Annotated in this window: 21 protein-coding genes and 1 riboswitch; of the genes, 15 read left to right on the top strand and 6 right to left on the bottom strand. The window is 70.5% G+C overall.

Annotated features, from left to right (window positions below):
- Positions 1-10 precede the first annotated feature (10 nt).
- The 13 genes from OH768_RS45665 (at position 11) to OH768_RS45725 (ending at position 12638) form a co-directional block, all read left to right on the top strand.
- Entirely contained in the window at positions 11-1261 is a 1251-nt protein-coding gene (locus OH768_RS45665; protein ID WP_406462726.1) for an alginate lyase family protein, read from the top strand.
- A gap of 115 nt (positions 1262-1376) precedes the next feature.
- The gene (locus OH768_RS45670; protein ID WP_317880146.1) at positions 1377-1490 is read left to right on the top strand and encodes a putative leader peptide; all 114 of its coding nucleotides are present in this window, start codon (positions 1377-1379) and stop codon (positions 1488-1490) included.
- A gap of 67 nt (positions 1491-1557) precedes the next feature.
- Positions 1558-2442, top strand: a complete 885-nt coding sequence (locus tag OH768_RS45675; protein WP_406462728.1) for a glutathione S-transferase C-terminal domain-containing protein — start codon at positions 1558-1560, stop codon at positions 2440-2442.
- 76 nt (positions 2443-2518) lie between these two features.
- Positions 2519-2627: riboswitch (SAM riboswitch) on the top strand.
- Positions 2628-2961: 334 nt separating this feature from the next.
- Entirely contained in the window at positions 2962-3942 is a 981-nt protein-coding gene (locus OH768_RS45680; RefSeq protein ID WP_381237324.1) for an amino acid ABC transporter permease, read from the top strand.
- Positions 3939-4736 (top strand): amino acid ABC transporter ATP-binding protein, encoded by a 798-nt coding sequence (locus OH768_RS45685; RefSeq protein ID WP_406462730.1) that lies wholly within the window; start codon positions 3939-3941, stop codon positions 4734-4736. Before OH768_RS45680 ends, OH768_RS45685 begins: the two co-directional genes overlap by 4 nt.
- Before the next feature lie 51 nt (positions 4737-4787).
- A complete protein-coding gene (locus tag OH768_RS45690; RefSeq protein WP_406462731.1) occupies positions 4788-5816 on the top strand; it encodes an ABC transporter substrate-binding protein in 1029 nt (342 codons plus the stop codon).
- Positions 5817-5896: 80 nt separating this feature from the next.
- Positions 5897-6634 carry a GNAT family N-acetyltransferase gene (locus tag OH768_RS45695; RefSeq protein WP_406462732.1) on the top strand — a complete coding sequence of 246 codons (738 nt, stop codon included), beginning with the start codon at positions 5897-5899 and terminating at the stop codon, positions 6632-6634.
- A 47-nt stretch (positions 6635-6681) separates the two neighbouring features.
- Positions 6682-6771 (top strand): putative leader peptide, encoded by a 90-nt coding sequence (locus tag OH768_RS45700; protein ID WP_353963778.1) that lies wholly within the window; start codon positions 6682-6684, stop codon positions 6769-6771.
- 112 nt (positions 6772-6883) lie between these two features.
- Positions 6884-8104, top strand: coding sequence for an LLM class flavin-dependent oxidoreductase (locus tag OH768_RS45705; protein WP_406462734.1), 1221 nt, complete (start codon positions 6884-6886; stop codon positions 8102-8104).
- 19 nt (positions 8105-8123) lie between these two features.
- Positions 8124-9533, top strand: a complete 1410-nt coding sequence (locus OH768_RS45710; RefSeq protein WP_406462735.1) for an NtaA/DmoA family FMN-dependent monooxygenase — start codon at positions 8124-8126, stop codon at positions 9531-9533.
- On the top strand, positions 9530-10609 hold the full coding sequence (locus tag OH768_RS45715; protein ID WP_406462737.1) for an LLM class flavin-dependent oxidoreductase: 1080 nt from the start codon (positions 9530-9532) through the stop codon (positions 10607-10609). Before OH768_RS45710 ends, OH768_RS45715 begins: the two co-directional genes overlap by 4 nt.
- Before the next feature lie 11 nt (positions 10610-10620).
- Positions 10621-11760: an LLM class flavin-dependent oxidoreductase gene (locus OH768_RS45720; protein WP_406462739.1), complete on the top strand. Its 1140-nt coding sequence runs from the start codon at positions 10621-10623 to the stop codon at positions 11758-11760.
- A gap of 428 nt (positions 11761-12188) precedes the next feature.
- Complete coding sequence (locus OH768_RS45725; protein ID WP_406465705.1) at positions 12189-12638, top strand: GNAT family N-acetyltransferase; 450 nt, start codon at positions 12189-12191, stop codon at positions 12636-12638.
- Here the strand turns inward: OH768_RS45725 and OH768_RS45730 are convergent.
- The 5 genes from OH768_RS45730 to OH768_RS45750 all read right to left on the bottom strand — a co-directional run bounded on the left by OH768_RS45730 (position 12613) and on the right by OH768_RS45750 (position 17301).
- Entirely contained in the window at positions 12613-13698 is a 1086-nt protein-coding gene (locus tag OH768_RS45730; RefSeq protein WP_406462740.1) for a phosphotransferase enzyme family protein, read from the bottom strand. The two genes, OH768_RS45725 and OH768_RS45730, sit on opposite strands and share 26 nt — an antisense overlap.
- Positions 13695-14456, bottom strand: a complete 762-nt coding sequence (locus OH768_RS45735) for an ABC transporter ATP-binding protein (protein ID WP_406462742.1) — start codon at positions 14454-14456, stop codon at positions 13695-13697. The genes OH768_RS45730 and OH768_RS45735 overlap by 4 nt, the downstream gene beginning before the upstream one ends.
- Positions 14453-15226, bottom strand: coding sequence for an ABC transporter permease (locus tag OH768_RS45740; RefSeq protein WP_406462744.1), 774 nt, complete (start codon positions 15224-15226; stop codon positions 14453-14455). Before OH768_RS45740 ends, OH768_RS45735 begins: the two co-directional genes overlap by 4 nt.
- Positions 15223-16251, bottom strand: a complete 1029-nt coding sequence (locus OH768_RS45745; protein ID WP_406462745.1) for an ABC transporter substrate-binding protein — start codon at positions 16249-16251, stop codon at positions 15223-15225. The genes OH768_RS45740 and OH768_RS45745 overlap by 4 nt, the downstream gene beginning before the upstream one ends.
- A gap of 129 nt (positions 16252-16380) precedes the next feature.
- A complete protein-coding gene (locus tag OH768_RS45750; RefSeq protein ID WP_406462746.1) occupies positions 16381-17301 on the bottom strand; it encodes an ABC transporter substrate-binding protein in 921 nt (306 codons plus the stop codon).
- Between the two features lie 385 nt (positions 17302-17686).
- On the opposite strand from OH768_RS45750, the gene OH768_RS45755 reads away from it, so the two are divergent.
- Positions 17687-18571 (top strand): sulfurtransferase, encoded by an 885-nt coding sequence (locus tag OH768_RS45755; RefSeq protein ID WP_406462748.1) that lies wholly within the window; start codon positions 17687-17689, stop codon positions 18569-18571.
- 115 nt (positions 18572-18686) lie between these two features.
- On the opposite strand, the gene OH768_RS45760 is transcribed toward OH768_RS45755, so the two are convergent.
- On the bottom strand, positions 18687-19793 hold the full coding sequence (locus OH768_RS45760) for a M12 family metallopeptidase (RefSeq protein ID WP_406462750.1): 1107 nt from the start codon (positions 19791-19793) through the stop codon (positions 18687-18689).
- A 97-nt stretch (positions 19794-19890) separates the two neighbouring features.
- Here OH768_RS45760 and OH768_RS45765 point away from each other — a divergent pair, with 97 nt between their 5' ends.
- A complete protein-coding gene (locus tag OH768_RS45765; protein WP_406462752.1) occupies positions 19891-21768 on the top strand; it encodes a LuxR C-terminal-related transcriptional regulator in 1878 nt (625 codons plus the stop codon).
- The last annotated feature ends 4 nt before the right edge of the window (positions 21769-21772 follow it).

Below are 21772 nucleotides of genomic sequence, written 5' to 3' on the forward strand. Positions count from 1 at the left end.
ATGCACAGCGATGAGCCGCACTTCCCCCCACGAGCACCTCCGCAGAACAGAGTTGAGCCGCCGCGGTCTGTTGAAGACCGCGGGCGGGCTCACCGCAGCCGTCGCCCTCGGCGGCGCCACGGTGGCCACGACCGCGCACGCGGCACCGGCCACCTTCACCCACCCCGGCATGCTGCACAACGCCGGTGACATCAACCGGGCCAAGGTCAGGGTCGCGGCGGGAACCGACCCCTGGCTGTCCGGCTGGAACAGGCTGACCGCCAACTCCCACTCCCAGTCGACCTGGACGAACCGGGCGACGGCCACGATCATCCGAGGCGGCACCGGACAGAACTACAGCCTCCTCTACAACGACATCGCGGCCGCCTACCAGAACGCCCTGCGCTGGAAGGTCGGTGGCACCGAGGCGAACGCCGTGTGCGCCGCGAACATCCTCAACGCCTGGTCGACCACGCTGACTTCGGTCACCGGCAATGCCGACCGGTTCCTCGCGGCCGGTCTGTACGGCTGGCAGTTCGCCAACGCCTGCGAACTCATGCGGGACTACAGCGGGTTCAATCTCGCCGCCGCCCAGCAGATGCTGGCAAACGTCTTCTACCCGCTCAACAACAGCTTCCTCACCAACCACAACGACGCCTGCATCACCAACTACTGGGCCAACTGGGACCTGTGCAACATGGCGTCGATCCTGGCCATCGGGATCCTCAACGAGGACAGCGCCAAGTACGACCAGGCCGTCACGTACTTCAAGTCGGGTGCGGGCAACGGCTCGATCGCGCACGCCGTGCCGTACCTGTACACCGACTCGGACGGCTACGCGCTCGGCCAGTGGCAGGAGTCCGGCCGCGACCAGGGCCACACCGTCATGGGCATGGGGCAGATGGGCGCAGTGTGCGAGATGGCCTGGAACCAGGGCGACGACCTGTACTCGTACGACAGCCGCCGCTTCATGAAGGCAGCCCAGTACGTCGCGAAGTACAACAGCGGCAGCGACGTGCCCTTCACCACCTACACCTGGGGGACCGGGCAGAGCTGCGCCCAGTCGTCCCAGACGGTGATCTCCTCCTCCTCGCGCGGCCAGATCCGGCCGGTGTGGGCGATGCTCCACTTCCACTACAACCGCCGGATCAGCCTCGACGACAAGTACATCTCGGCCATGTACTACAACCTCGTCGCACCCGAGGGCGGGGGAGGTGACTACGGCTCCGACAGCGGCGGCTACGACCAGCTCGGCTTCGGGACCCTGATGTACGCGAAGTAGCGGCCCGGCATGTCCACGGGTCGGGATCTGTGCCCGACCCGTGGACGCCCTCTTGACCCCGGGCGACGGTGGATCGACACTCCAGTAGGGAATCCTAGTGAACAGGTAGGGAAACATGGGGCGCCTTGAGCCGGTCACCACCAGCCGAGTGGACCGTTCGCCCCTTCTGACCTCCCGCCGTCACATCGATCTGCTGCGGGTCTGCAGCGCCATGAGCCCACTGCGCTGAGTCCCCTCCACCGTTCGACGACGCTTCCGCCGCGCGTACGTCCACGCGCCCGTACCCGGGGAGTCCCATGTCCGTCACGCCTCTCGCCGCCGTCCCCTCACCCCGCTCCGCCCCCCAGTTCCGGGGCCGGATCGGGCGCGACGCGCGCAGCGGGCACTACGCCGTCCCGCGCCGCTACCGCCTCCACCTGTCCACCGCCTGCGCCGACGGCCTGCGCATCGCCGTCACCCACAGCCTGCTCGGCCTCCACGAGAGCTGTCCGGCCGTGTTCCTGTCCGCCGTACCCGACTGTCCGAGTGGTGGACACTCCGCACTGCGCCCGCTCTACGAGGCGAGCGCCCACCGCTACTCCGGACCGGCCACCGCGCCCGTACTCAGCGACGACTGGTCCGGCCGCATCGTCAGCACCCACGCCCCCGACATCACCCGCGACCTCGCCCGGCACTTCGGCCAGGGCGGACCCCAGCTCTACCCGTGCGGCGCCGAGTCGGAGATCGAGGCCGTCGAGCGGCTCTGCGCACAGGGCATCGAGGACGCGGCGCAGCGCGCCGGCGCGGCCGGTGGCGAACAGGCGGAACGTGACGAAGCCCTCGGCCGACTGCTGGAGACGCTGGGCTCGCTCGACCGCTGGCTGGACGGCCGCGAGCACATGATCCGCGACGAACTCACCGCCGCAGACGTCGAGTTGTGGGTGACGCTGGTGCAACTCGACACCGTGCACCGCTACCACCTGGACGCCGCGGCCGTGCAGCGCATCGCCGACCATCCCCACCTGTGGGCCTACGCCCGCCGACTGGCCGCGCACCCGGCCTTCGGCGCCCATCTGGACCTCGACGGCATCGCCCGCCGCCACCACGCCCGCTGCCAGGGCCTGGAGGCCGCCGGTGCCGCCGTCCAGATCCTGGACTGGGCAGCCCATGCCGCGGACGAAACGGGAGCTTGCCGCAGTTGAGGGGCGTCCGCACCATCCACTTGGTGGACGGCCGTTGACATTCGTTCGGGCAATTGTCTTAACTTGCGGCCAGAACGGTCATGAGTGTCAGCGACAAGCCCTGGCTTGCTGACCGGCAACCCTCGCACGCGGTGGGGTGCCCCAGGTGACGACCGGACCGGATGACGTTTCGGTAAGCGCGAGGCCCTGCGGGGCCGGAACAGTGACAGGTGACGCCATGTACGCAGCTCCCAGGACGGCCATATGCCGCCCGCAGGGCTGCGTACGGTCGTACGCCAACCTGTTCGTCGCCGACCGCGCTGTCGATCTGCTCCGGGTCAGCAGCGCACTGTGTACCGCCTCGGGCCGCGCCCGCTGTCGGGCCTGACGACCAGTCGGCCGACGCACCTCTGACGCACACCCGCTCCCGCCGGTGTGCCTGCCCCTTCCCCGCCCCCGGTCCCGTGCACCCGCGCGTGCCGTCCGCCGTCGCGCGTCCACCGCCACGGACCGGGGTCTGTGAACCCGCCGGAGCCCACCATGAGTGAACCCCCAGGCACCACTGTGTCCCTGGCCGACGCCCCGTCCGCCGACGCCCCGTCAAAACCCCTGACGGCACAGCGAGTTCAGCCGCTGCGCCGACCCGGCCGGTGGATCGTCACGCTGGTCGTGCTGGTGCTGATCGCCCAGTTCGTCCACGGACTGGTCACCAACTCCTTCTACCAGTGGGACCGCTTCGGCTACTGGTTCCTGCGCCCGACGATCCTCGACGGACTCGTCATCACTCTCGAAGTGGCCGCGCTCAGCGCGGTGTTGGGCCTCCTCGGCGGCATCCTGCTCGCCCTGGCCCGGCTGTCGAAGAGCCCCGTGCTGCGCGCCGCGAGCTGGACCTATGTGTGGGCGCTGCGCTCCATCCCGCTCATCGTGGTGCTGATCTTCCTCTACAACTTCAGCGCCCTGTACCAGACGCTCAGCATCGGCGTCCCCTTCGGACCCGCCTTCTTCTCCTTCGACGAGTCGAAGCTCGCCACCGACATGGTCGTCGCCGTCGTCGGACTCAGCCTCAACGAGGCGGCGTACGCGGCCGAAGTGGTCCGCGGCGGCATCCTCTCCGTCGACCAGGGCCAGCACGAGGCCGCCTCCGCCCTCGGCCTCCCCAAGGGCTACCAGTTCCGCAGAATCGTCTTCCCGCAGGCGCTGCGCTCCATCACCCCGAACTACGTCAACCAGCTGATCGGCCTGATCAAGAGCACCTCGCTGGTCTTCTACGTCTCGCTGCTCGACCTGTTCGGCTCCGCGCAGACGATGGGCTCCACCTACCCCGGCGACATCGTGCCGCTGCTCCTGGTCGTCACCGTCTGGTACCTGATCCTGACCAGCGTCGTGTCCGTCATCCAGTTCTACGTCGAGCGCCACTACGCCCGGGGCGCCACCCGCTCCCTGCCGCCCACCCCGATCCAGAAACTCCGCAACGGTGTCACCGATCTGCGGGCCCGCATCCGCAGGGAGACCGCCGTATGACCACGAACACCGTCGAACCGCTGGCGGACATCACACCCGCCGCCGTAGAGGTGCACGACGTCCACAAGTGGTACGGCGCCCACCGGGTCCTGGACGGCGTCGACCTCACGGTGCGGCCCGGCGAGGTCACCGTGATCCTAGGCCCGTCCGGTTCCGGCAAGTCCACGCTGCTGCGGGTCATCAACCACCTGGAGAAGCCCGAGATCGGCTACGTCAGCGTCAACGGAGAGCTGATCGGAGTGCGGCAACAGGGCGGCAGGCTCAAGGAGTTGAGCGAGCGCGCCATCCTCGCGCAGCGCAGCCGGATCGGCTTCGTCTTCCAGAACTTCAACCTCTTCCCGCACCTGACCGTCCTCGACAACGTCGCCGCCGCCCCGGTCGCCACCGGCAGGCTCGGCAAGCCCGAAGCCCTGGAACTGGCAAGGGAGTTGCTGGGCCGCGTCGGTCTCGCCGAGAAGACCGGCGCCTACCCGAGGCAGCTCTCCGGCGGCCAGCAGCAGCGCGTGGCCATCGCGCGGGCCCTCGCCCTGCGGCCCGGCGTCATCCTCTTCGACGAGCCGACCTCCGCCCTCGACCCCGAACTCGTCGGTGAAGTCCTGTCCGTCATCAAGGACTTGGCGACCAGCGGCACCACCCTCGTCATCGTCACCCACGAGATCGGCTTCGCCCGCGAGGTCGCCGACCGGGTCGTCTTCATCGACGGCGGAAAGATCGTCGAACAGGGCCCGCCCCACGAGGTCCTCGACAAGCCACAGCACGAACGGACCAGGGACTTCCTCAGCAAGGTCCTCTGAGCTTCACCTCTTCACCTTCGACAGCCCCGAACACCGAGCCTAGGAACAGCCATGTCTACGCCCAGCCTTCGCAGCAGAATCACTCGCGGACTCACCGCGGGAACCGTCCTCGCTTCCCTCGCCGGTGGTCTCGCGGCCTGCGGCGGCGACAGTGACGCGGCCACCACGTCCGGCGGTGCCGCCTCCGGCACGGTCACCGTGGGCGCCTTCTCCCTCGGTGCCGCCAAGGAGGCGACGCTCAAGGTCGCCGAAGTGAAGTCGATCAGCGCCGAGTTGCCCAAGGCGACAGCGAAGAGCGGCAAGCTGGAGGTCGGCGTCGGCTTCCTGCCCGCCGGCTCCCCGCCGCTCGGCTACGTCGGCTCGGACCAGAAGACCCTCACCGGTTCCGAGACCGACATCGCCCGCCTGGTCGCCGCCGTCCTCGGCCTCAAGCCCGAGCTGAAGAACTCCACTTGGGAGAACCTCTTCATCGGCCTGGACAGCGGCAAGGTCGATGTCGCCTTCTCCAACGTCACCGACACCGAGGAGCGCAAGGCGAAGTACGAGTTCGCCTCCTACCGCGAGGACAACCTCGGCTTCGCGGTGAAGGCCGACAACTCCTGGAACTTCGACGGCAACTACGAGAACCTCGCCGGCAAGACCGTCGCCGTGGGCGCCGGCACCAACCAGGAACGGATCCTCCTGGAGTGGAAGAAGAAGCTGGCCGCCGAGGGCAAGAAGGCGCTCACCGTCAAGTACTTCCAGGACAACAACAGCACCTACCTCGCGCTGGCCTCCGGGAAGATCGACGCCTACCTCGCCCCGAACCCCTCGGTCGCCTACCAGGTCTCCTCGACCAAGGGCACGGCCAAGGCGGTCCGCAACGCGGGCACGTACTCCGGCGCCGGATCCTCCCTCCAGGGCCTGATCGCGGCCACCGCGAAGAAGAACAGCGGCCTCGCCAAGCCCCTCGCGGACGCCATCAACTACCTGATCAAGAACGGTCAGTACGCCAAGTGGCTGGCCGCCTGGAACCTCTCCAACGAGGCCGTCGCCAAGTCCCAGGTCAACCCGCCCGGACTGCCGCTCAGCGACTCCTGACCCACCCTCCCGGCAAGGGGACCCCGCCACAACCCGGCGGGGTCCCCGACCCGTGCGACCAGTACCGGAGCCGTCACCCGATGTCTTCCACCGCCAGTCTCGAAACGACCACCTCCCACGTCCTGGACAACCCGGCCTGGGCCGCGCTCACCGGCCCGCACGCCCATCTCGCCGAACGCGTCGGCCGCGCCGCCCGCTACCCCGTCGACGTGGCCGGCTTCCACGCCATCACCGACAACGACGATCCGCGCGCCTGGGCCGACCTGGCCACTCTCATCGGCCCCGGCGGAACCGCCGCCGTGCGCGGAGTGGGCGAGACCCCGGACGGCTGGGAGATCGTCCGCTCCGGACAGGGCGTCCAGCTCGTGGACACCGGTCTGCGGGCCGAGCCCGACCCCGAGGCCGTCCGCCTCGGCGCCGACGACGTGCCCGAGATCCTCGACCTGGTCGCCCGCACCGAACCCGGCCCCTACCTGCCCCGTACCGTCGAGATGGGCACCTACCTCGGCATCCGCCACCACGGCCGACTCGTGGCCCTGGCCGGCGAACGCCTCCACCCGCCCGGCTGGACCGAGATCAGCGCCGTGTGCACCGACCCCGAGCACCGCGGCCGGGGCCTGGCCACCCGCCTGGTCCGCGCCGTCGCCGCCGGCATAAAGGAACGCGGCGACCACCCCTTCCTGCACGCCGCGGCCACCAACACCAACGCCATCCGGCTCTACGAGTCGATCGGCTTCACGCTGCGCGCCCGGACGGTCTTCTCGCTCGTACGGTTCACCGGCCCGACTTCCGCCGCCGATCCGGAAGAAACGGCATAGCCGTGCGGTTGCCCCTAGTGAAGCCGGAATCCGTGGAGGTGGAGCACATGTGTGGCGCCGCTGTCCTCCACGTGCGACTCACCACACGGCAGCACATAGACCTGCTGCGCGTGGCCGGCGCGCTCTGTCGCCCCTGACCCCTCCCCCAACCTTCGGCCGGGGGGACCCCATTCGCTGCGCTCCCCAGCCGCCGTGCGCCCGCTTCCACGGGCCGGCGATCTCGTACGGACCTCCAGGAAGGCACCACTCGTGTCATCGACCTCCCCTCCTCCTCTGCATCTCGCCGTCGCCCTCGACGGCACCGGCTGGCACCCCGCCTCCTGGCGCGAGCCGGTGGCCCGGCCCCGCGACCTGTTCACCGCCGCCTACTGGGCCGACCAGGTCGCCGAGGCCGAGCGCGGTCTGCTCGACTTCGTGACCTTCGAGGACGGCCTCGGCCTGCAGTCCTCGCACTACGGCGAGCTGGACGGCCGCACCGACCAGGTCCGCGGACGCCTCGACGCCGTACTCATCGCGGCCCGGATCGCACCGCTCACCAGCCACATAGGCCTGGTCCCGACGGTGGTTTCCACGCACACGGAGCCGTTCCACATATCCAAGGCGATCGCCACCCTCGACTACGTCAGCACCGGCCGCGCGGGTCTCCGGGTGCAGCTCTCCGCCCGCCCGCACGAGGCCGACCACTTCGGCCGGCGCGACTTCCCGCCGATCAGCCTGGAGAGCCTGCGCACCCCGGCCGGACAGGAACGGCTCGCCGAGCACTTCGACGAGGCCGCCGACTACATCGAGGTCGTGCGCCGCCTCTGGGACAGCTGGGAGGACGACGCCGAGATCAGGGACATCGCCACCGGCCGCTTCGTCGACCGCGACAAGCTGCACTACATCGACTTCGAGGGCCGCCACTTCGGCGTCAAGGGCCCCTCCATCACACCCAGGCCGCCGCAGGGCCAGCCGATCGTCAGCTCCCTGGCCCACCAGACCATCCCGTACCGGCTGGTGGCCCGCGCCACAGACATCGGCTACGTCACCCCGCACGACACCGACGACGCCCGGGCGATCATCGCGGAGATCCGCGCCGAACAGCAGACCGCCGGACGCGCCGACGAGCTACTGCACATCTTCGGCGACCTCGTGGTCTTCCTCGACGCCGACGAGGCCACGGCGGTCGCCCGCCGCGAGCGCCTCGACGCCCTCGCGGGGGAGCCGTACACCAGCGACGCCCGGATCTTCGCCGGTACGCCCGCCCAACTCGCCGACCTTCTCCAGGAGTTGCAGTCGGCCGGACTGACCGGCTTCCGGCTGCGGCCCGCCGTCGCCGGACACGACCTGCCGGCGATCACCCAGGGGCTGGTCCCCGAACTCCAGCGCCGGAACGCCTTCCGCCGCGCCTACGAGGCCGACACCCTGCGCGGCCTGCTGGGGCTCGCCCGCCCCGCCAACCGCTACGCCGCCGCCGCGGCCACCGCCTGAGCCGGAGGGACCGTACGACATGAGCAAGCCCCTGAAGCAGATCCACCTGGCCGCCCACTTCCCCGGTGTCAACAACACCACCGTGTGGAGCGACCCCGCGGCCGGCAGCCACATCGAGTTCAGCTCCTTCGCACACTTCGCGCGGACCGCCGAACGCGCCAAGTTCGACTTCCTTTTCCTCGCCGAGGGCCTGCGGCTGCGCGAACAGGGCGGAAAGATCTACGACTTGGACGTCGTCGGCCGCCCCGACACCTTCACCATCCTCGCCGCGCTCGCCGCCGTCACCGAGCACCTCGGCCTGACCGGCACCATCAACTCCACCTTCAACGAGCCCTACGAGGTGGCCCGCCAGTTCGCCAGCCTCGACCACCTCTCCGACGGCCGCGCCGCCTGGAACGTGGTCACCTCCTGGGACGCGTTCACCGGCGAGAACTTCCGCCGCGGCGGCTTTCTGCCGCAGGACGAGCGCTACTCCCGGGCCAAGGAGTTCCTCGCCACCACCAACGAACTCTTCGACTCCTGGCACGGCGACGAGATCCTCGCCGACCAGGCCACCGGCACCTTCCTGAGCGACGCCAAGGCCGGAGCCTTCGTCCACCAGGGCCAACACTTCGACATCCACGGCCAGTTCAACGTCCCGCGCTCCCCGCAGGGCCGCCCGGTCATCTTCCAGGCGGGCGACTCCGACGAGGGCCGCGAGTTCGCCGCCTCCTCCGCCGACGCCATCTTCAGCCGGTACAGCACCCTCACCGAGGGCCAGGCCTTCTACACCGACGTCAAGGCCCGACTCGCCAAGTACGGCCGCAGGTCGGACGAGTTGCTGATCCTCCCGGCCGCGACCTTCGTGCTCGGCGACACCGACGCCGAGGCCGAGGACCTGGCGAAGGAGGTCCGCCGCCAGCAGGTCAGCGGCGCCACGGCGATCAAGCACCTGGAGTTCGTCTGGAACCGGGACCTCTCCTCCTACGACCCGGACGGCCCGCTCCCCGACATCGACCCGGACGTCAGCGACAACCACATCTCCAAGGGCCGCGCCCAAGTACGCATGTACCGCGACCCGTTGGCCACCGCCCGCGAGTGGCGTGAGCGGGCCGCCGCGAACAACTGGTCCATCCGCGACCTGGTCATCGAGACCGGCAACCGGCAGGCCTTCATCGGCTCCCCGTCCACGGTCGCGAAGACCATCAACGACTTCGTGCAGGCCGACGCCAGCGACGGCTTCATCCTCGTCCCGCACATCACCCCGACCGGACTCGACCCCTTCGCCGACAAGGTCGTCCCGCTGCTCCAGGAACAGGGCGTCTTCCGCTCCGAGTACGAGGGCCCCACCCTCCGCGACCACCTCGGCCTCGCCCTCCCCCACTCTCGGCTTCGCTCGAGCGGGGGGACCCCCATCGACGACGTGCGCGAGGAACGGGCGGCGTCGTGAGGTTCCTCGCGATCACGCTCATCGTCCACCGCCCCGACCCGGTCACGGGCATCCAGAAGCCGACCCACGAGCGTTTCCGCGAGGTCCTCGAAAACGCCGTGCTGGCCGAGGAGTTGGGCTTCGACGGCTTCGGCGTGGGGGAGCGGCACGAACGGCCCTTCATCTCGTCCTCGCCGACCGTCGTCCTCAGCCACCTCGCCGCGCTCACCCGCCGTATCCGCCTCTTCACGGCGGTCACCACGCTGAGCCTCCTCGACCCGGTCCGGGCCTACGAGGACTACGCGACGCTCGACCATCTCTCCGGCGGACGCCTGGACTTGATCATCGGCAAGGGCAACGGCACGGCTCAGCGCGAGCTGTTCCATGTCACGCCCGAGGACCAGTGGGAGCGCAACGCCGAGAGCTACGAGGTGTTCCGGCAACTCTGGCGACAGGACAAGGTGACGGCGAGGACCCGGTTCCGGCCGGAGTTGAAGGACGCGGAGGTGTGGCCGCGGCCCTACCAGCAGCCGATCCGGGTCTGGCACGGCAGCGCCACGAGCAAGGAGAGTGTCGACCTGGCGGCCCGCTACGGCGACCCGCTGTTCTCCGCGAACGTCACCAACCCCATAGAGCCGTATGCCGAGTTGATCCGCTACTACCGGGAACGCTGGGAGCACTACGGCCACGACCCGGCGGACATCGCGGTAGGTGCGGGCACGGCGGGCCTCTACGTCGCTCCCACGACCCAGGAGGCGCTGGCTGTCTACCGCCCGATCTTCGAGAGCAACCTCGCCTTCCAGAAGCAGGTGGGCCTGCCCATCGTCTTCGAGACCCTGGAGGACTTCGCCGACCGCAGCTCCGCGCTGATCGGCAGCCCCCAGCAGGTCATCGACAAGGTGCACCGCTACCACGAGCAGTTCGGGCACACCGTGCTCCATCTGCACGCGGACGCCAGTGGTTTGACGGATCGTCAGCACCGCGACTCGCTGGAGCTGTTCGGGGCGGCGGTGGCTCCCGTGCTGCGCAAGGACATCCCGGACCCACCGTTCGACTGGGGACCGGTTCTGCCCGAGTCCGAGTCCGTCGACCACTGAGGAGTGACCGTATGTCTCCTGGCATCCCGCTCGGGGTCCTCGACCTGGTCCCGATCTCCTCCGGCTCCACCGCACCCGAGGCCCTGCGCAACTCCGTCGAACTCGCGTGCAGGGCCGAGGAGTTCGGGTACGCCCGCTACTGGTTCGCCGAGCATCACCTCAACCCCGGGGTCGCGGGCACGTCCCCCGCGGTGGTCCTGGCGCTGACCGCTTCCGCGACCTCCACGATCCGGCTCGGCTCGGGCGCCGTACAACTCGGCCACCGCACCGCGCTGTCCACGGTCGAGGAGTTCGGCCTGCTCGACGCGCTGCACCCCGGCCGCTTCGACCTGGGCCTGGGCCGCTCCGGCGGCAGGCCGTCGCCCCCGCTGCCGTCGGCCACCCCGGTCGTCGACGGCCGGGCACCCAACGGCCTGCGCATCCCGCCCCGTTTCTCCTTCGAACGGCTCCTCGGCTCACCCAGGATCGCCCTCCAGCGCAAGCTGCTCCTGCTGCCGAAGGCCGAGTCCCAGGAGTACGGCGAGCAGATCGACGACGTCCTCGCGCTGCTGGCCGGCACGTACCGTTCCCCGGAGGGCGTCGAGGCACACGTGGTACCGGGCGAGGGCGCCGATGTCGAGCTGTGGATCCTGGGCAGCAGCGGCGGCACCAGCGCCGAGGCCGCGGGCCGCAACGGCCTCCGCTTCGCGGCGAATTACCACGTCAGCCCCGCCAGCGTCCTTGAGGCGGCGGACGGTTACCGCGCCGCGTTCCAGCCCTCCGACGTCCTCGACAAGCCGTACGTCAGCGTCTCCGCCGACGTCGTCGTTGCCGAGGACGACGAGACGGCACGCGAACTCGCCACCGGCTACGGCCTGTGGGTGCGCTCCATCCGTACGGCGGAGGGTGCCATCAGGTTCCCGACCCCTGACGAGGCCCGCGCCCACGTCTGGAGCGACGAGGACCGCGAGCTGGTCCAGGACCGCATCGACACCCAGTTCGTCGGCTCACCCGCCCGGGTCGCCGACCAACTGGAACAGCTCCAAGAGGCGGTCGGCGCCGACGAGTTGCTCATCACCACCATCACCCACGACCACACCGACCGGGTGCGGTCGTACGAACTCCTCGCAGAGGAATGGCGCCGCCGGGGTCACTCCTCCCAGTCGAGCTGATGCTCCGGGGTCCCCACCGAGCGCCCGTACACGACCGCTTCGGCGCGGCCGGCTTCGTCGCCGCGTCGATAGCGGCCGCATCGATATGCGGCTGCCGCCGCGTGGCCTTCCTCGCGAAGACGACCACCCGCTCGTCTCCGACGGTGAAGTCCGCGTACCAGCCATGAGTCGGCTCCAAAGCGGCGGCGAGCGCCTCCGCGATCGGACCCGAGGCGCTGTCGTCGTCGGTCTCCCACTCGATGAAAGTCCAGGCGCCGGGCTGTCCGGCCGTCGCACTCGCCGAGTTGTCGACCCGCTCGACCTTCCGGATACGCAGCCCGTGCGGCGCGAACACGGCACCGGGGCGCAGGCTCTCACCGAGAACGTAACCCGTGATCATGACCCATCTCCTTCTCGACTCCGCACGGCTCTCTGCCATGATCGATGCCATGGATGTCCGTATCGAACCCGCCGATGTCACCGACCTCCACCAGGTCCTGGAGGACCACGCACGCTACTGGGGAGAGCGTGACCTTCGCGCGCTCCATGTGTCCGCGCTGGTGCAGGAGTTCGGGTCCACCTGTCTGGTCGCCAGGGCCGACGACGGCATCCGTGGATACCTCTTCGGGTTCGTCACGCCGGACCACACCGGGTACGTGCACCTCGTGGCGACCCGGGACGACGCTCGCGCTACCGGTCTCGGCCGCAGCCTCTACACCGCGTTCATCGAGGCCGCCGGACGGCAGGGCGCGGTCCGCCTCAAGGCCATCACCTCGGTCACCAACGAGGGTTCGATCGCCTTCCACCGCACCCTCGGCTTCGACGCGCGTGTGGTCGAGGACTACGACGGTCCGGGCCGACCCCGCGTCGTCTTCACCCGTGAGCTGCCGCCCCGCTAGCGCCGCACAGGTCCAGCAGACGCCGTCCGCTCGCCCCGGCGAACCACTCCGCGTGGCCCACGCAGTACTCGTACGCCAGCCGGGTGTTCTCCGCCGATCGCGTCACGCCGTGGAAGTAGCCCAGCTCGGAGAGCGCGAACTCGGCGTGGACCAGGGGGAGTAGCGCGGGCAACGCCTTCGACTCGGTGGGGCTGAGCGGGCGTACGGACATGTAGCCGTCCAGGAGCGCGAGCGCGTCCTGTTCGCGGACCGGGAAGCCGGGCTGGAGCCACTGGACCGTGTTGCGTTCGATGGCCGTGGCCAGGTCGTGCACGGCCGTCGTGCGGTCGCTCATGCCGAAGTCCAGGGCTGTGGCGACCGAACCGTCCTCGTTCCAGAGGAGGTTGGAGGCATGCCAGTCGTTGTGGGTCCAGAGCGGGGTGAGGCCCGGGAGGTGCGGGGCCAGTTCCTCGTGGAGCGGGAGCAGGACCCGCCGGGTGTCCTCGCGCCACGGGAAGTCCGCAAGCGCCTTCGCCAGTTGGGGGCGCTCCTCCACATACCGCTCCAGCTCCGCCTGCGGATCGGCCGAGGCGAACACCGTGAACGACGCGACCAGCGGCTGCACTTGGCGGCGCGGTGCGTCGAAGCCCTCCGCCGTCAGGTGCAGGCGGGCCAGCGCCTCGCCGGCCGCCCTCGCGTGGGCGGAGGAGCGGAAAGGGGACCACGACAGCGCGTCCCGGTAGAGGTCCGTGCCGGCGCCGGCCGAGTGCACCTCGTACGTCCACTCGCCGCGCGTCGCCGCGTCCAGCACCTCGACCACGGGTGCGCCGCGGTGCCGTAGATGCCGTAGGAAGGCGTGTTCCTCGGTCAGGCCCTCCACCGTGCGGACGGAGACATGGTGGCGTTTCACGAACAGGCGGCGTCCGTCCCGTTCCACCACGGCCGCCGCCGACAGGGGGCGTGGGCTGCGCCAGACCACGTGGGCCGGGCCCACGATGTCGGTCACCTCGGTGTCCGTCAGGGGCGGCCAGTCGGGGGCGACCGGCTCGGTGCCCAGGCCATGCGCGAGGTGTGAACTCATGCTGTCTTCACCGCCGTTGCGCCCCGCAGGGCGTCCAGGACGCGGCGCTCGGTCGTGGCGAAGTCCGGGTTGGTGAAGTCGTCGGCGCCGCGCGGGCGGGCGAGCGGGACCTCGACGTGGTCGACGATCGTGGCCGGGCGAGGGGACAGGACGTGGACCGTGTCCGCGAGCAGGACCGCCTCGCGGATGTCGTGGGTGACCAGGACGACCGTCCAGCGGTGGCGCTGCCACATGCCGGCCAGCCACAGCTGCATCTCGGTGCGGGTGAGGGAGTCGAGCGCGCCGAAGGGCTCGTCGAGCAGGAGGACCGGTCGCTCCAGCACCACCGTGCGCAGCAGGGCCGCGCGTTGCCGCATACCGCCGCTGAGTTGGGTGGGGTACGCCTTCTGGAAGCCGTCGAGGCCGAAGTCCGCGAACAGGGCGTCGGCCCGGCGCCGTGCTTCCTTCTTCCCAACTCCCTGCGCCTCAAGGCCCAGTGCCGTGTTGTCGAGGACGGTCCGCCAGGGGAAGAGCAGGTCTTTCTGCGGCATGTAGGCGACCTTGCCGGACTCCACTCCGGCCGGTTCGCCTTCTACCAGCACCTGGCCCGACGTGGGGCGGTCGAGGCCGGAGACGAGATTGAACAGGGTGCTCTTGCCGCTGCCGCTCGGGCCGATGACGGCCGCGAACTCGCCCTGTTCCACGGTGAGTTCGAGATCCCGCAGAACCTCCAACTGCCCGAAGGACTTGCCGACGCCCTCAATGCGCAGACTGCTCATGACGACTTGTCCTCCTTCAGCGCCCGTTCCCACGGGAGTACCAGCCGTTGCAGCAGATAGGTCGCGCCGAACAGGGCGATACTCAGCGCGGCCGTCACCGCGACCGCCGCGAACACCAGGTCCGTGCGGAACGCGCTCTTCTGGGCCTGCATATAGATCCCGAGGCCCGCCTCCGCGCCCGCGTACTCGGCGAACACGGCGCCGACGACGGCGTAGGTGATGCTCACGCGGAGCCCGGCGAAGAAGTACGGCATCGCGCTCGGCACCCGGACCAGCCAGAACGTCCGCCGGCGGCCCGCACCGAGCGAGCGCAGCAGCCGCATCGCCTCGCGGTCCGTCGCCGCGAAGCCCGCCGCGAGATTCGCGGCGAGCGGGAAGAACGTCGTCAGGGTCACCACCAGCATCTTCGGCAGCAGTCCGAAGCCGAACCAGATGATCAGCAGCGGCGCGACGGCCACGATCGGGATGGTCTGCGAGGCGACGAGCAGCGGGTACAGGCCGCGGCGGGCGGCGGAGGAGAAGTCGAGGAGGACGGCGACCAGCCAGGCCGCCGTGAACGACAGCGCGAAGCCGAGCAGCGTCTCCTGGAGGGTGGGCAGTGTCTGGTCCCACAGGTCCTGGCGGTTCAGCCAGCCCTGCTCCACCACCCGGGCCGGGGAGGGGAGCGTCGTGGGATCGACGCCGGCGGCGGTGACGTAGAGCTGCCAGCCGCCGAGGAGCACGGCCAGGACGAGGAGCGGCGGCCACAACGACCGCAGGAGCGGCCTCACTTGGCGTCCGGGAGGTAGGCGTTGGTGAAGAACGTCGACGCCTTCGGGGCGGACGTCAGCTTCTTGCCGTCGGCGTCGACCAGCAGGCCCGCCTTGTACTCGAAGTCCGCGAAGGCCTGCCAGCGCTCCGCGCTCTGCGTGCCGATCGAACCGTCCGTGCCCTTGTAGTACTCCTTGGCCAGCAGCGCCTCGCTCTCCTGCACCAGCTTGGTGTTGGTGAGGACGCTCTTGTTCGCCGAGATCAGCAAGTCGGCTGCCTGGGACGGGTGTTCGGCGGCGTAGCGGTAACCCTTGTCGACGGCCGCCAGGAACTTCTTCGCGAGCGCGGGCTTCTTCTCCAGGAACTGGTCCGAGGACGCGACGAGGGTCGAGTAGATCGCCGGGAAGCCGTAGTCGGCGAGCTGGAAGTTCTTCAGCGGCTTGCCGTTCAGCTCCGCCTCCAGGCCCTCCCAGGTCGGCATCGGCATCGCGAAGTCCGCCTTGCCCGCGTAAAGCGCCTGGTACGCCGAGGTGTTGAGGGTGACCTGCTTGAAGTCGCCCTCGCCACCAGCGTTCTGGATCACCTTCTGCAGCAGCGGCTTCTCGTACGGCGCGCCGAAACCGGCGTACGTCTTGCCGTCCAGGTCCTTAGGCGAGGTGATGTCGCTCCGGTCGGCGCGCACGGCGATCGTCACGTCCGTCTTCTGCGTCACCGCGTAGACGGAGGTGATGTCCTGGCCGGCCGCCCGGGCCGTGGTGATGCCCTCCTGGTACGAAATCCCGAAGTCCGCCTTGTGGTTGGCGATCAGCGTCTCGGGCGCGGTCGAGCCGTACGGCACGATCTTCACGTCGATCCCGGCGGCCTTGAACCAGCCCTTGGCCTGGGCGACGTAGATGCCGGTGTGGTTGGTGTTGGGCGTCCAGTCCAGGGCGAGCGTGACGGTCGTGGTGCCGTCCTTCGCGGCGGCCGTGGAGTCGGCGGAGCAGCCGGTGACGGCGAGGAGGGCGGTCGCGGCTATGGCGGACAGGGCGGTACGGCGATGCATGTCGGGTCCTTCGAGGGGTGGGAGGGCTGGCGGGTCGGTCCGGTCAGGGCCGACACAGCGCGCTGCCCACCCGCATGAAGTCGACGGCGAGCCGCCGGGTCAGCGTCCGCGCCTGGCAGGCCAGGGCTCTCATGTGGCCACGTCCAGCAGGCCGTTGGTGAACGACTTCGCCCAGTCCCGGTCGTCGGGGATCGCGCCGTTCTCGGCGAGCCAGTGCGCGTACGGGCCCATCCGGCCCTCGTCGATCACACCCCAACGGCCGTCCGTGTCTGTCCAGGTGGGCGCGATCAGCGCGAGGGAGCGGGCGATCAGCGGGCGCGGGAAGTACGGGATGACGTGCTCCAGCAACTCCAGAGTGGCGTCGGGCTCTTGGGCGGCGGCCGCGTAGCCGCGAGCCGTGACGGCGAGGAAGTCCCGTACCAGGGAGGGGTGTTGGTCGAGCAGCGTCTCGTTCGTGCCGAGCAGATAGCTGTGGTAGCGCGGGGCACCGATCTCGTCGACCGGCCAGGTCAGCCGCTGCTCCTCGGGCAGATCGCCGCGCAGCGCGTCCCAGGACCAGTAGTTCCCGAAGGTGGCGTCGGCCTCGCCCGCCGCGATGTCGTCCACGGTCAGTTCGCGCGCGCCGGCGTCGATTCCGGTCACGGCGTCCGGGTCACCGCCGTCGGCCGCCACCAGGTGCCGGACCATGGCCCGGCCGCGCGGGGTCGGGTTGTAGGCGATACGGCGGCCGGCCAGCTCGCGGGGGCGGGTGATGCCGGTCGAGGTGGTGGTCTGGATGGCTTCCAGGCCCCGGTGGTTGATCGCGGACACGGCGATCAGCGGCTGGCCGCGCTCCGCACGCCGGGCCAGCAGCCGGTTCGGCGGGAAGATCCCGAAGTCCACCTCGCCCCGCGCCAGGTATTCGAGGGTGTCCCCGCGTCCCGGATCCTGGACCACCAGCTCGACGTCCAGCCCGGCCTCCTCGTACCAGTGGCGGGCGCGGGCGACGTACAGACCGGCTGAATTCGGCCATGGATGGAAATAGTCCAGCATGACCTGTATGTGCGGCATGGGGGTACTCCGGGAGGTGCGCAGGCGTGACGGCGCCTGAAGGGAGAGGAGAGGGGTGCGCGAAGGCGGTGGATCAGTGCATGCGGCAACAACAGGAGCGGCGCGCCGGGGAGTTGACCACCGGGTGCTGGGGCTCGACTGCTGCAGACACGTGAACTCCTACGCGGGCGCTGAGGCGCGAGTGGTGCGGTCGGCGTCCCCATGGGGGCCGGACTCTCGACGAGCCGGTCCCAGACGCCCTCTCAGCCCAACCGGGTAGGGGCTCCCGCGTAGATGGCCGAACGATAACCGCACCACCCGGATTCTGTGCAAGCCTTGTCCGAAATGCGGGACGGCCATGCCCGATGGGTGAGACGCCCAGGTCGCGGGCGTACGATCGGCCGCCATGACCACCTCCCTGCTGCCCGGCCCCCTGGTCGACGACACCTGGCTCGCCCCGCATCTCGACGACCCCAGGCTGGTCGTCCTCGACGCCACCGCGCTGCTGCCCTCACCCCGTGAGGACGGCGACTACCGCTCCGCGAGCGGGCGCGGGACCTGGACCGAGCGGCACCTGCCCGGATCACGACACGCCGACCTGACCGGCGATCTCTCCGACCACGAGGCGCCGTACCACTTCGCCGTGCCGTCCCCCGGCATGCTCGTCGCCGTGCTGGCCCGGCTGGGTGTGGGGGAGGGCGTCGAGGTCGTCACGTACGACAGCGGCGGCGGCATCTGGGCGGCCCGCCTGTGGTGGATGCTCCGCGCGATCGGCATACCGGCGGCCGTGCTGGACGGCGGTCTCGAAGCGTGGGAGGCGGCCGGGCGTCCGCTCGCCTCCGGCGACGACACCGGTTCGGCTCCGGTCGTCCATCCCGTGACACCCGTCGTACGACCGGATCTGTGGTCCGGGATCGACGACGTGGCCGCCGTCAGCCGCGGCGAGCGGCCCGGCACCCTGGTCTGCGCACTGCCCCCCGGCGGCTACGACGGCTCCGCGCCCACCCGCTACAGCCGCCGCGGACACATCCCGGGCAGCCGCAGCCTCCCGGGACGGGGTCTTCTGGACGATACCGGACGCGTCCTGCCGACCGAAGAACTCACTGCCAGGATCGGAGCCGTCCTCGACGCCGACGACTCGCCGGTCGTCCTGTACTGCGGCGGCGGGATCTCGGCCGCGGGCGCCGCACTCGCGCTCACCCTGCTCGGCCGTACGGACGTCTCCGTCTACGACGGTTCACTGGAGGAGTGGTCCAAGGACCCCGCCCGGCCACTGGAGTTGGGCGGCTGAACACAGCGGCGTGGCCGAGGAAACGTCTCCCTCCCCCGAAGGTGACGTTTCCTCGGCCGCTTCCCCCGGCGCCGGACCGTGGTCCGTCCGTCCGCGTGCGGCTGTACCCATGCTGTTACCAGCACATCACCGCGGTGTCCCCCGACCTCCACGTGGAGTACAGGCGCACACGGACGAAGTAGCGGCGGCCCTTGACGAGCCTGACCTTGAGCGTTGCGTTGTGCGGGGTGCCCCCGTCGTCCTGACCGGCGAGGAAGCGTGGTTCGCCGTCCCGTTCCTCGAAGACCACGACGACCGTGTCGCTGTCCCCGAAGGCTCCGACGGCGTACTCGCGCGTCTGGGTCGGCTCGATCGTGAAGTCCGCCTGCTCGCCCGGTCCCAGTCGCAGCGGCGCCGAGCGGAACGGCACCAGCTCGGCCGGCCGGGGCGGGCCGACGGGCGGGTACCAGCGCAGCACGAACTCCTTGTCCGAGGAGGAGAGGCCGCCGTGCGGGTGCAGACCCGTGCGGTACTCCTCCGGCTCCAGGATCAGGCCCGACGCGAACGGGTACTCCATGATCGACCGCGGGTCCCAGACGGAGCCGTTGACCTCGTCGGGGTCGAGCTTGCGCAGGATGTTGAAGAGCGTCCTGTCCCGGCTCCAGAAGTTCGGCGGGCCCGCCAGCTCGGCGTACACGGCCTCGTCGTCCCAGTGGATCCCGGCGAACGGGCTCTGGTGCTCGTGCAGCATGCCCAGGGCGTGCCCGATCTCGTGCAACGCCGTGCCCCGCTGTCCGGGCGCGGTCAGATCCCAGCCGAAGTTCATGGTGCGGTCGCCCAGACCGACCGTGAGCGCGTCGCGCCCCACCGCCGACCAGGAGCCGTCACCGGCCTGGAACCCGATGCGCAGCTCCGCCTCCGAACGGTCGGTCACCTCGGCGAAGTCGACACCGATGCCGAGCCCCCGCCACTCACGGAAGCACTCGCGTACGACGTCCTGCTGCTCCTTGGCACCGGCCCACGGCACCCGCCGCAGCTCGCCGGTCCCGGGCACCGGGATGACGGACGTGTCGGCGGCGGCAGTGTTCTCGGGGTTGTCGACGTCGAAGAAGTAGTAGTGCAGGACCGTGCCGTTGACCCACATCCGGCTGCCGCCGATGAGCGCACCGCGCCGCTCCGCGGCCAGTCCCGGTCCGAACTCCGGGGCCGGCTGCTGCGCGAGGGAGCAGTAGCGAGCGGTCATGCGACCAGAGTGCCGGTGACCGTACCCGGGCGCCTGAGTCGAGGGCTACTCAAGTCACCCTGTATCAGGCATGAGTAGCCCGGCTCATATCTGCGTGATGACTTTCGAACAGGACGCGAAGACCCTTGAACTGCCCTGGCCGTTCACCGGCCGGGAGGACGAACTCGAACTGATCCGCAGGTCGTTGACGGCAGGACGGCACGGCATCGTGGTCACCGGCCCGGCCGGCCGGGGCAAGACCCGGCTGGTCACCGAGGCCGTCCGGGGCGGCGACTGTGCCCGGATCACCGGGACGCCCGAGACCCGCACGCTGCCCTTCGCCGCGTTCGCCCACCTGCTGCCCGAGAGCGTCTCCCTGCATCGAGCGGTCCAACTCCTGTCCGGCACCCGGCTGTTGCTCATCGACGACGCCCACCTCCTCGACGACTCCTCGGCCGCCCTCGTCCACCAGCTCGCCGTCCATGGCCGGACCCGCCTGATCGTCGTGGTGGCCGACGGCGACCCGGTACCCGGCGCGGTGTCCCGCCTGTGGACGGGCGAACTGCTGCCGCGCCTCGCGCTGGAGCCGCTGCCCCGCGAGGAGATCGCCCAGCTGCTGGCGACGGCCGCCGGCGGCCCGCTGGAACCCCTCACCGTGAAGCGCCTCAACCACCTCTGCCAAGGCGATCTGCGCCTGCTGCGCGACCTGTTCGGCGCGGTGCGCGAGCGCGGGCTGCTGACCCGGGCCACGGACACCGACGAGTGGACGTGGCGCGGCCCGGTGCCGGTCACCGCGACGGTCCGCGAACGCACCGCGCCGGTCCTCGCCCGCAGCAGCCTCGACGAGCGCGAGAGCCTCGAACGCCTCGCCTTCGCCGAGCCGTTGGCGTCCTCGCTGGACGACTTCGACCTCGACATCCTCGAACGCCTGGAGGCCGAGGACCTGATCCACGTCGACGACCGGGCCGCCGTCCACCTCACCCACCCCCTGCACGGCCCCGCGCTGCGCGCCGCCGCCGGCCGGCTCCGGGCCCGCCGCCTGGCCCGCACCCCCGACCAGTGCGTCCCGGCCCTCGAGGCCGAACGGACCGCGCTCACCGACCGCATCGACCGGACCGACGTACGGCCGCTGCCGACGCCGGTGGGGGAGTGGCTGGTGGCCGAGGGCGCACCGGTACCGGCCGGGTACGCGGCCGTACGCGCCCGGTTCGCGAGGCTGCGCGGCGAACTGCGCGAGGCCGCGGCCTGGGCGCGGGAGGGGCTGCGGGAGACCCCGGCGGACCGCGCCTGCGGGGCCGAACTCGCCCTGGCCGCAGCCCAGTCGGGCGATGTGCCGGACACCGACGAGACCTTCGCCCACCGCCCCTCGACCGGCTGGCTGGCGGCGGCCCGGGGTGATGTGGAGACGGCCCGCGAGACCGTGGCCGAGGCGCTGACGCCGAACCGGCGCGGGGGCACCGTCGAGGACGGCAGGCCCGCCGCGTACGCCCTCTACGACGCCGTACGCCTCGGCGCTCCCGAACGGGTCGCCGCCCGGCTCGCCCGGCTGCCCGGCGACGGACCGGCCGTCCTCGCCCGGCACGCCGAAGCGCTGGTCGACGGCGACGGGCCCGCGCTGGACCGGGTGGCAGGAGAGCTGGAGCAGCGCGGGTTCCTGCTGTTCGCGGCCGAGGCGCACGCACAGGCCGTACGGGCGCACCGCGACCCGCGTGCCGCCCGCATGTCCCGCACTCGGGCGGTCGCGCTGGCCCGCCGCTGCCAGGGCGCCCGCACCCCGGCACTGTCCGGTCTGGTGCTCGGTGAACTCACCGTCCGCCAGCGGCAGATCGTCACCCTCGCCGCCGCCGGTCTCAGCAACCGGCAGATCGCCGAGCGCCTCACCCTCTCGGTCCGCACCGTCGGGAACCACCTCTACAGCGCCTACGCCCGCCTCGGCGCGAGCGACCGCGGAGCGCTGCCGTGGCTGGTGGAACTGCCCACCGCGCAGTCGGCGTGACCGA

The sequence above is a fragment of the Streptomyces sp. NBC_01622 genome, from assembly GCF_045209635.1.
Classification (GTDB): domain Bacteria; phylum Actinomycetota; class Actinomycetes; order Streptomycetales; family Streptomycetaceae; genus Streptomyces.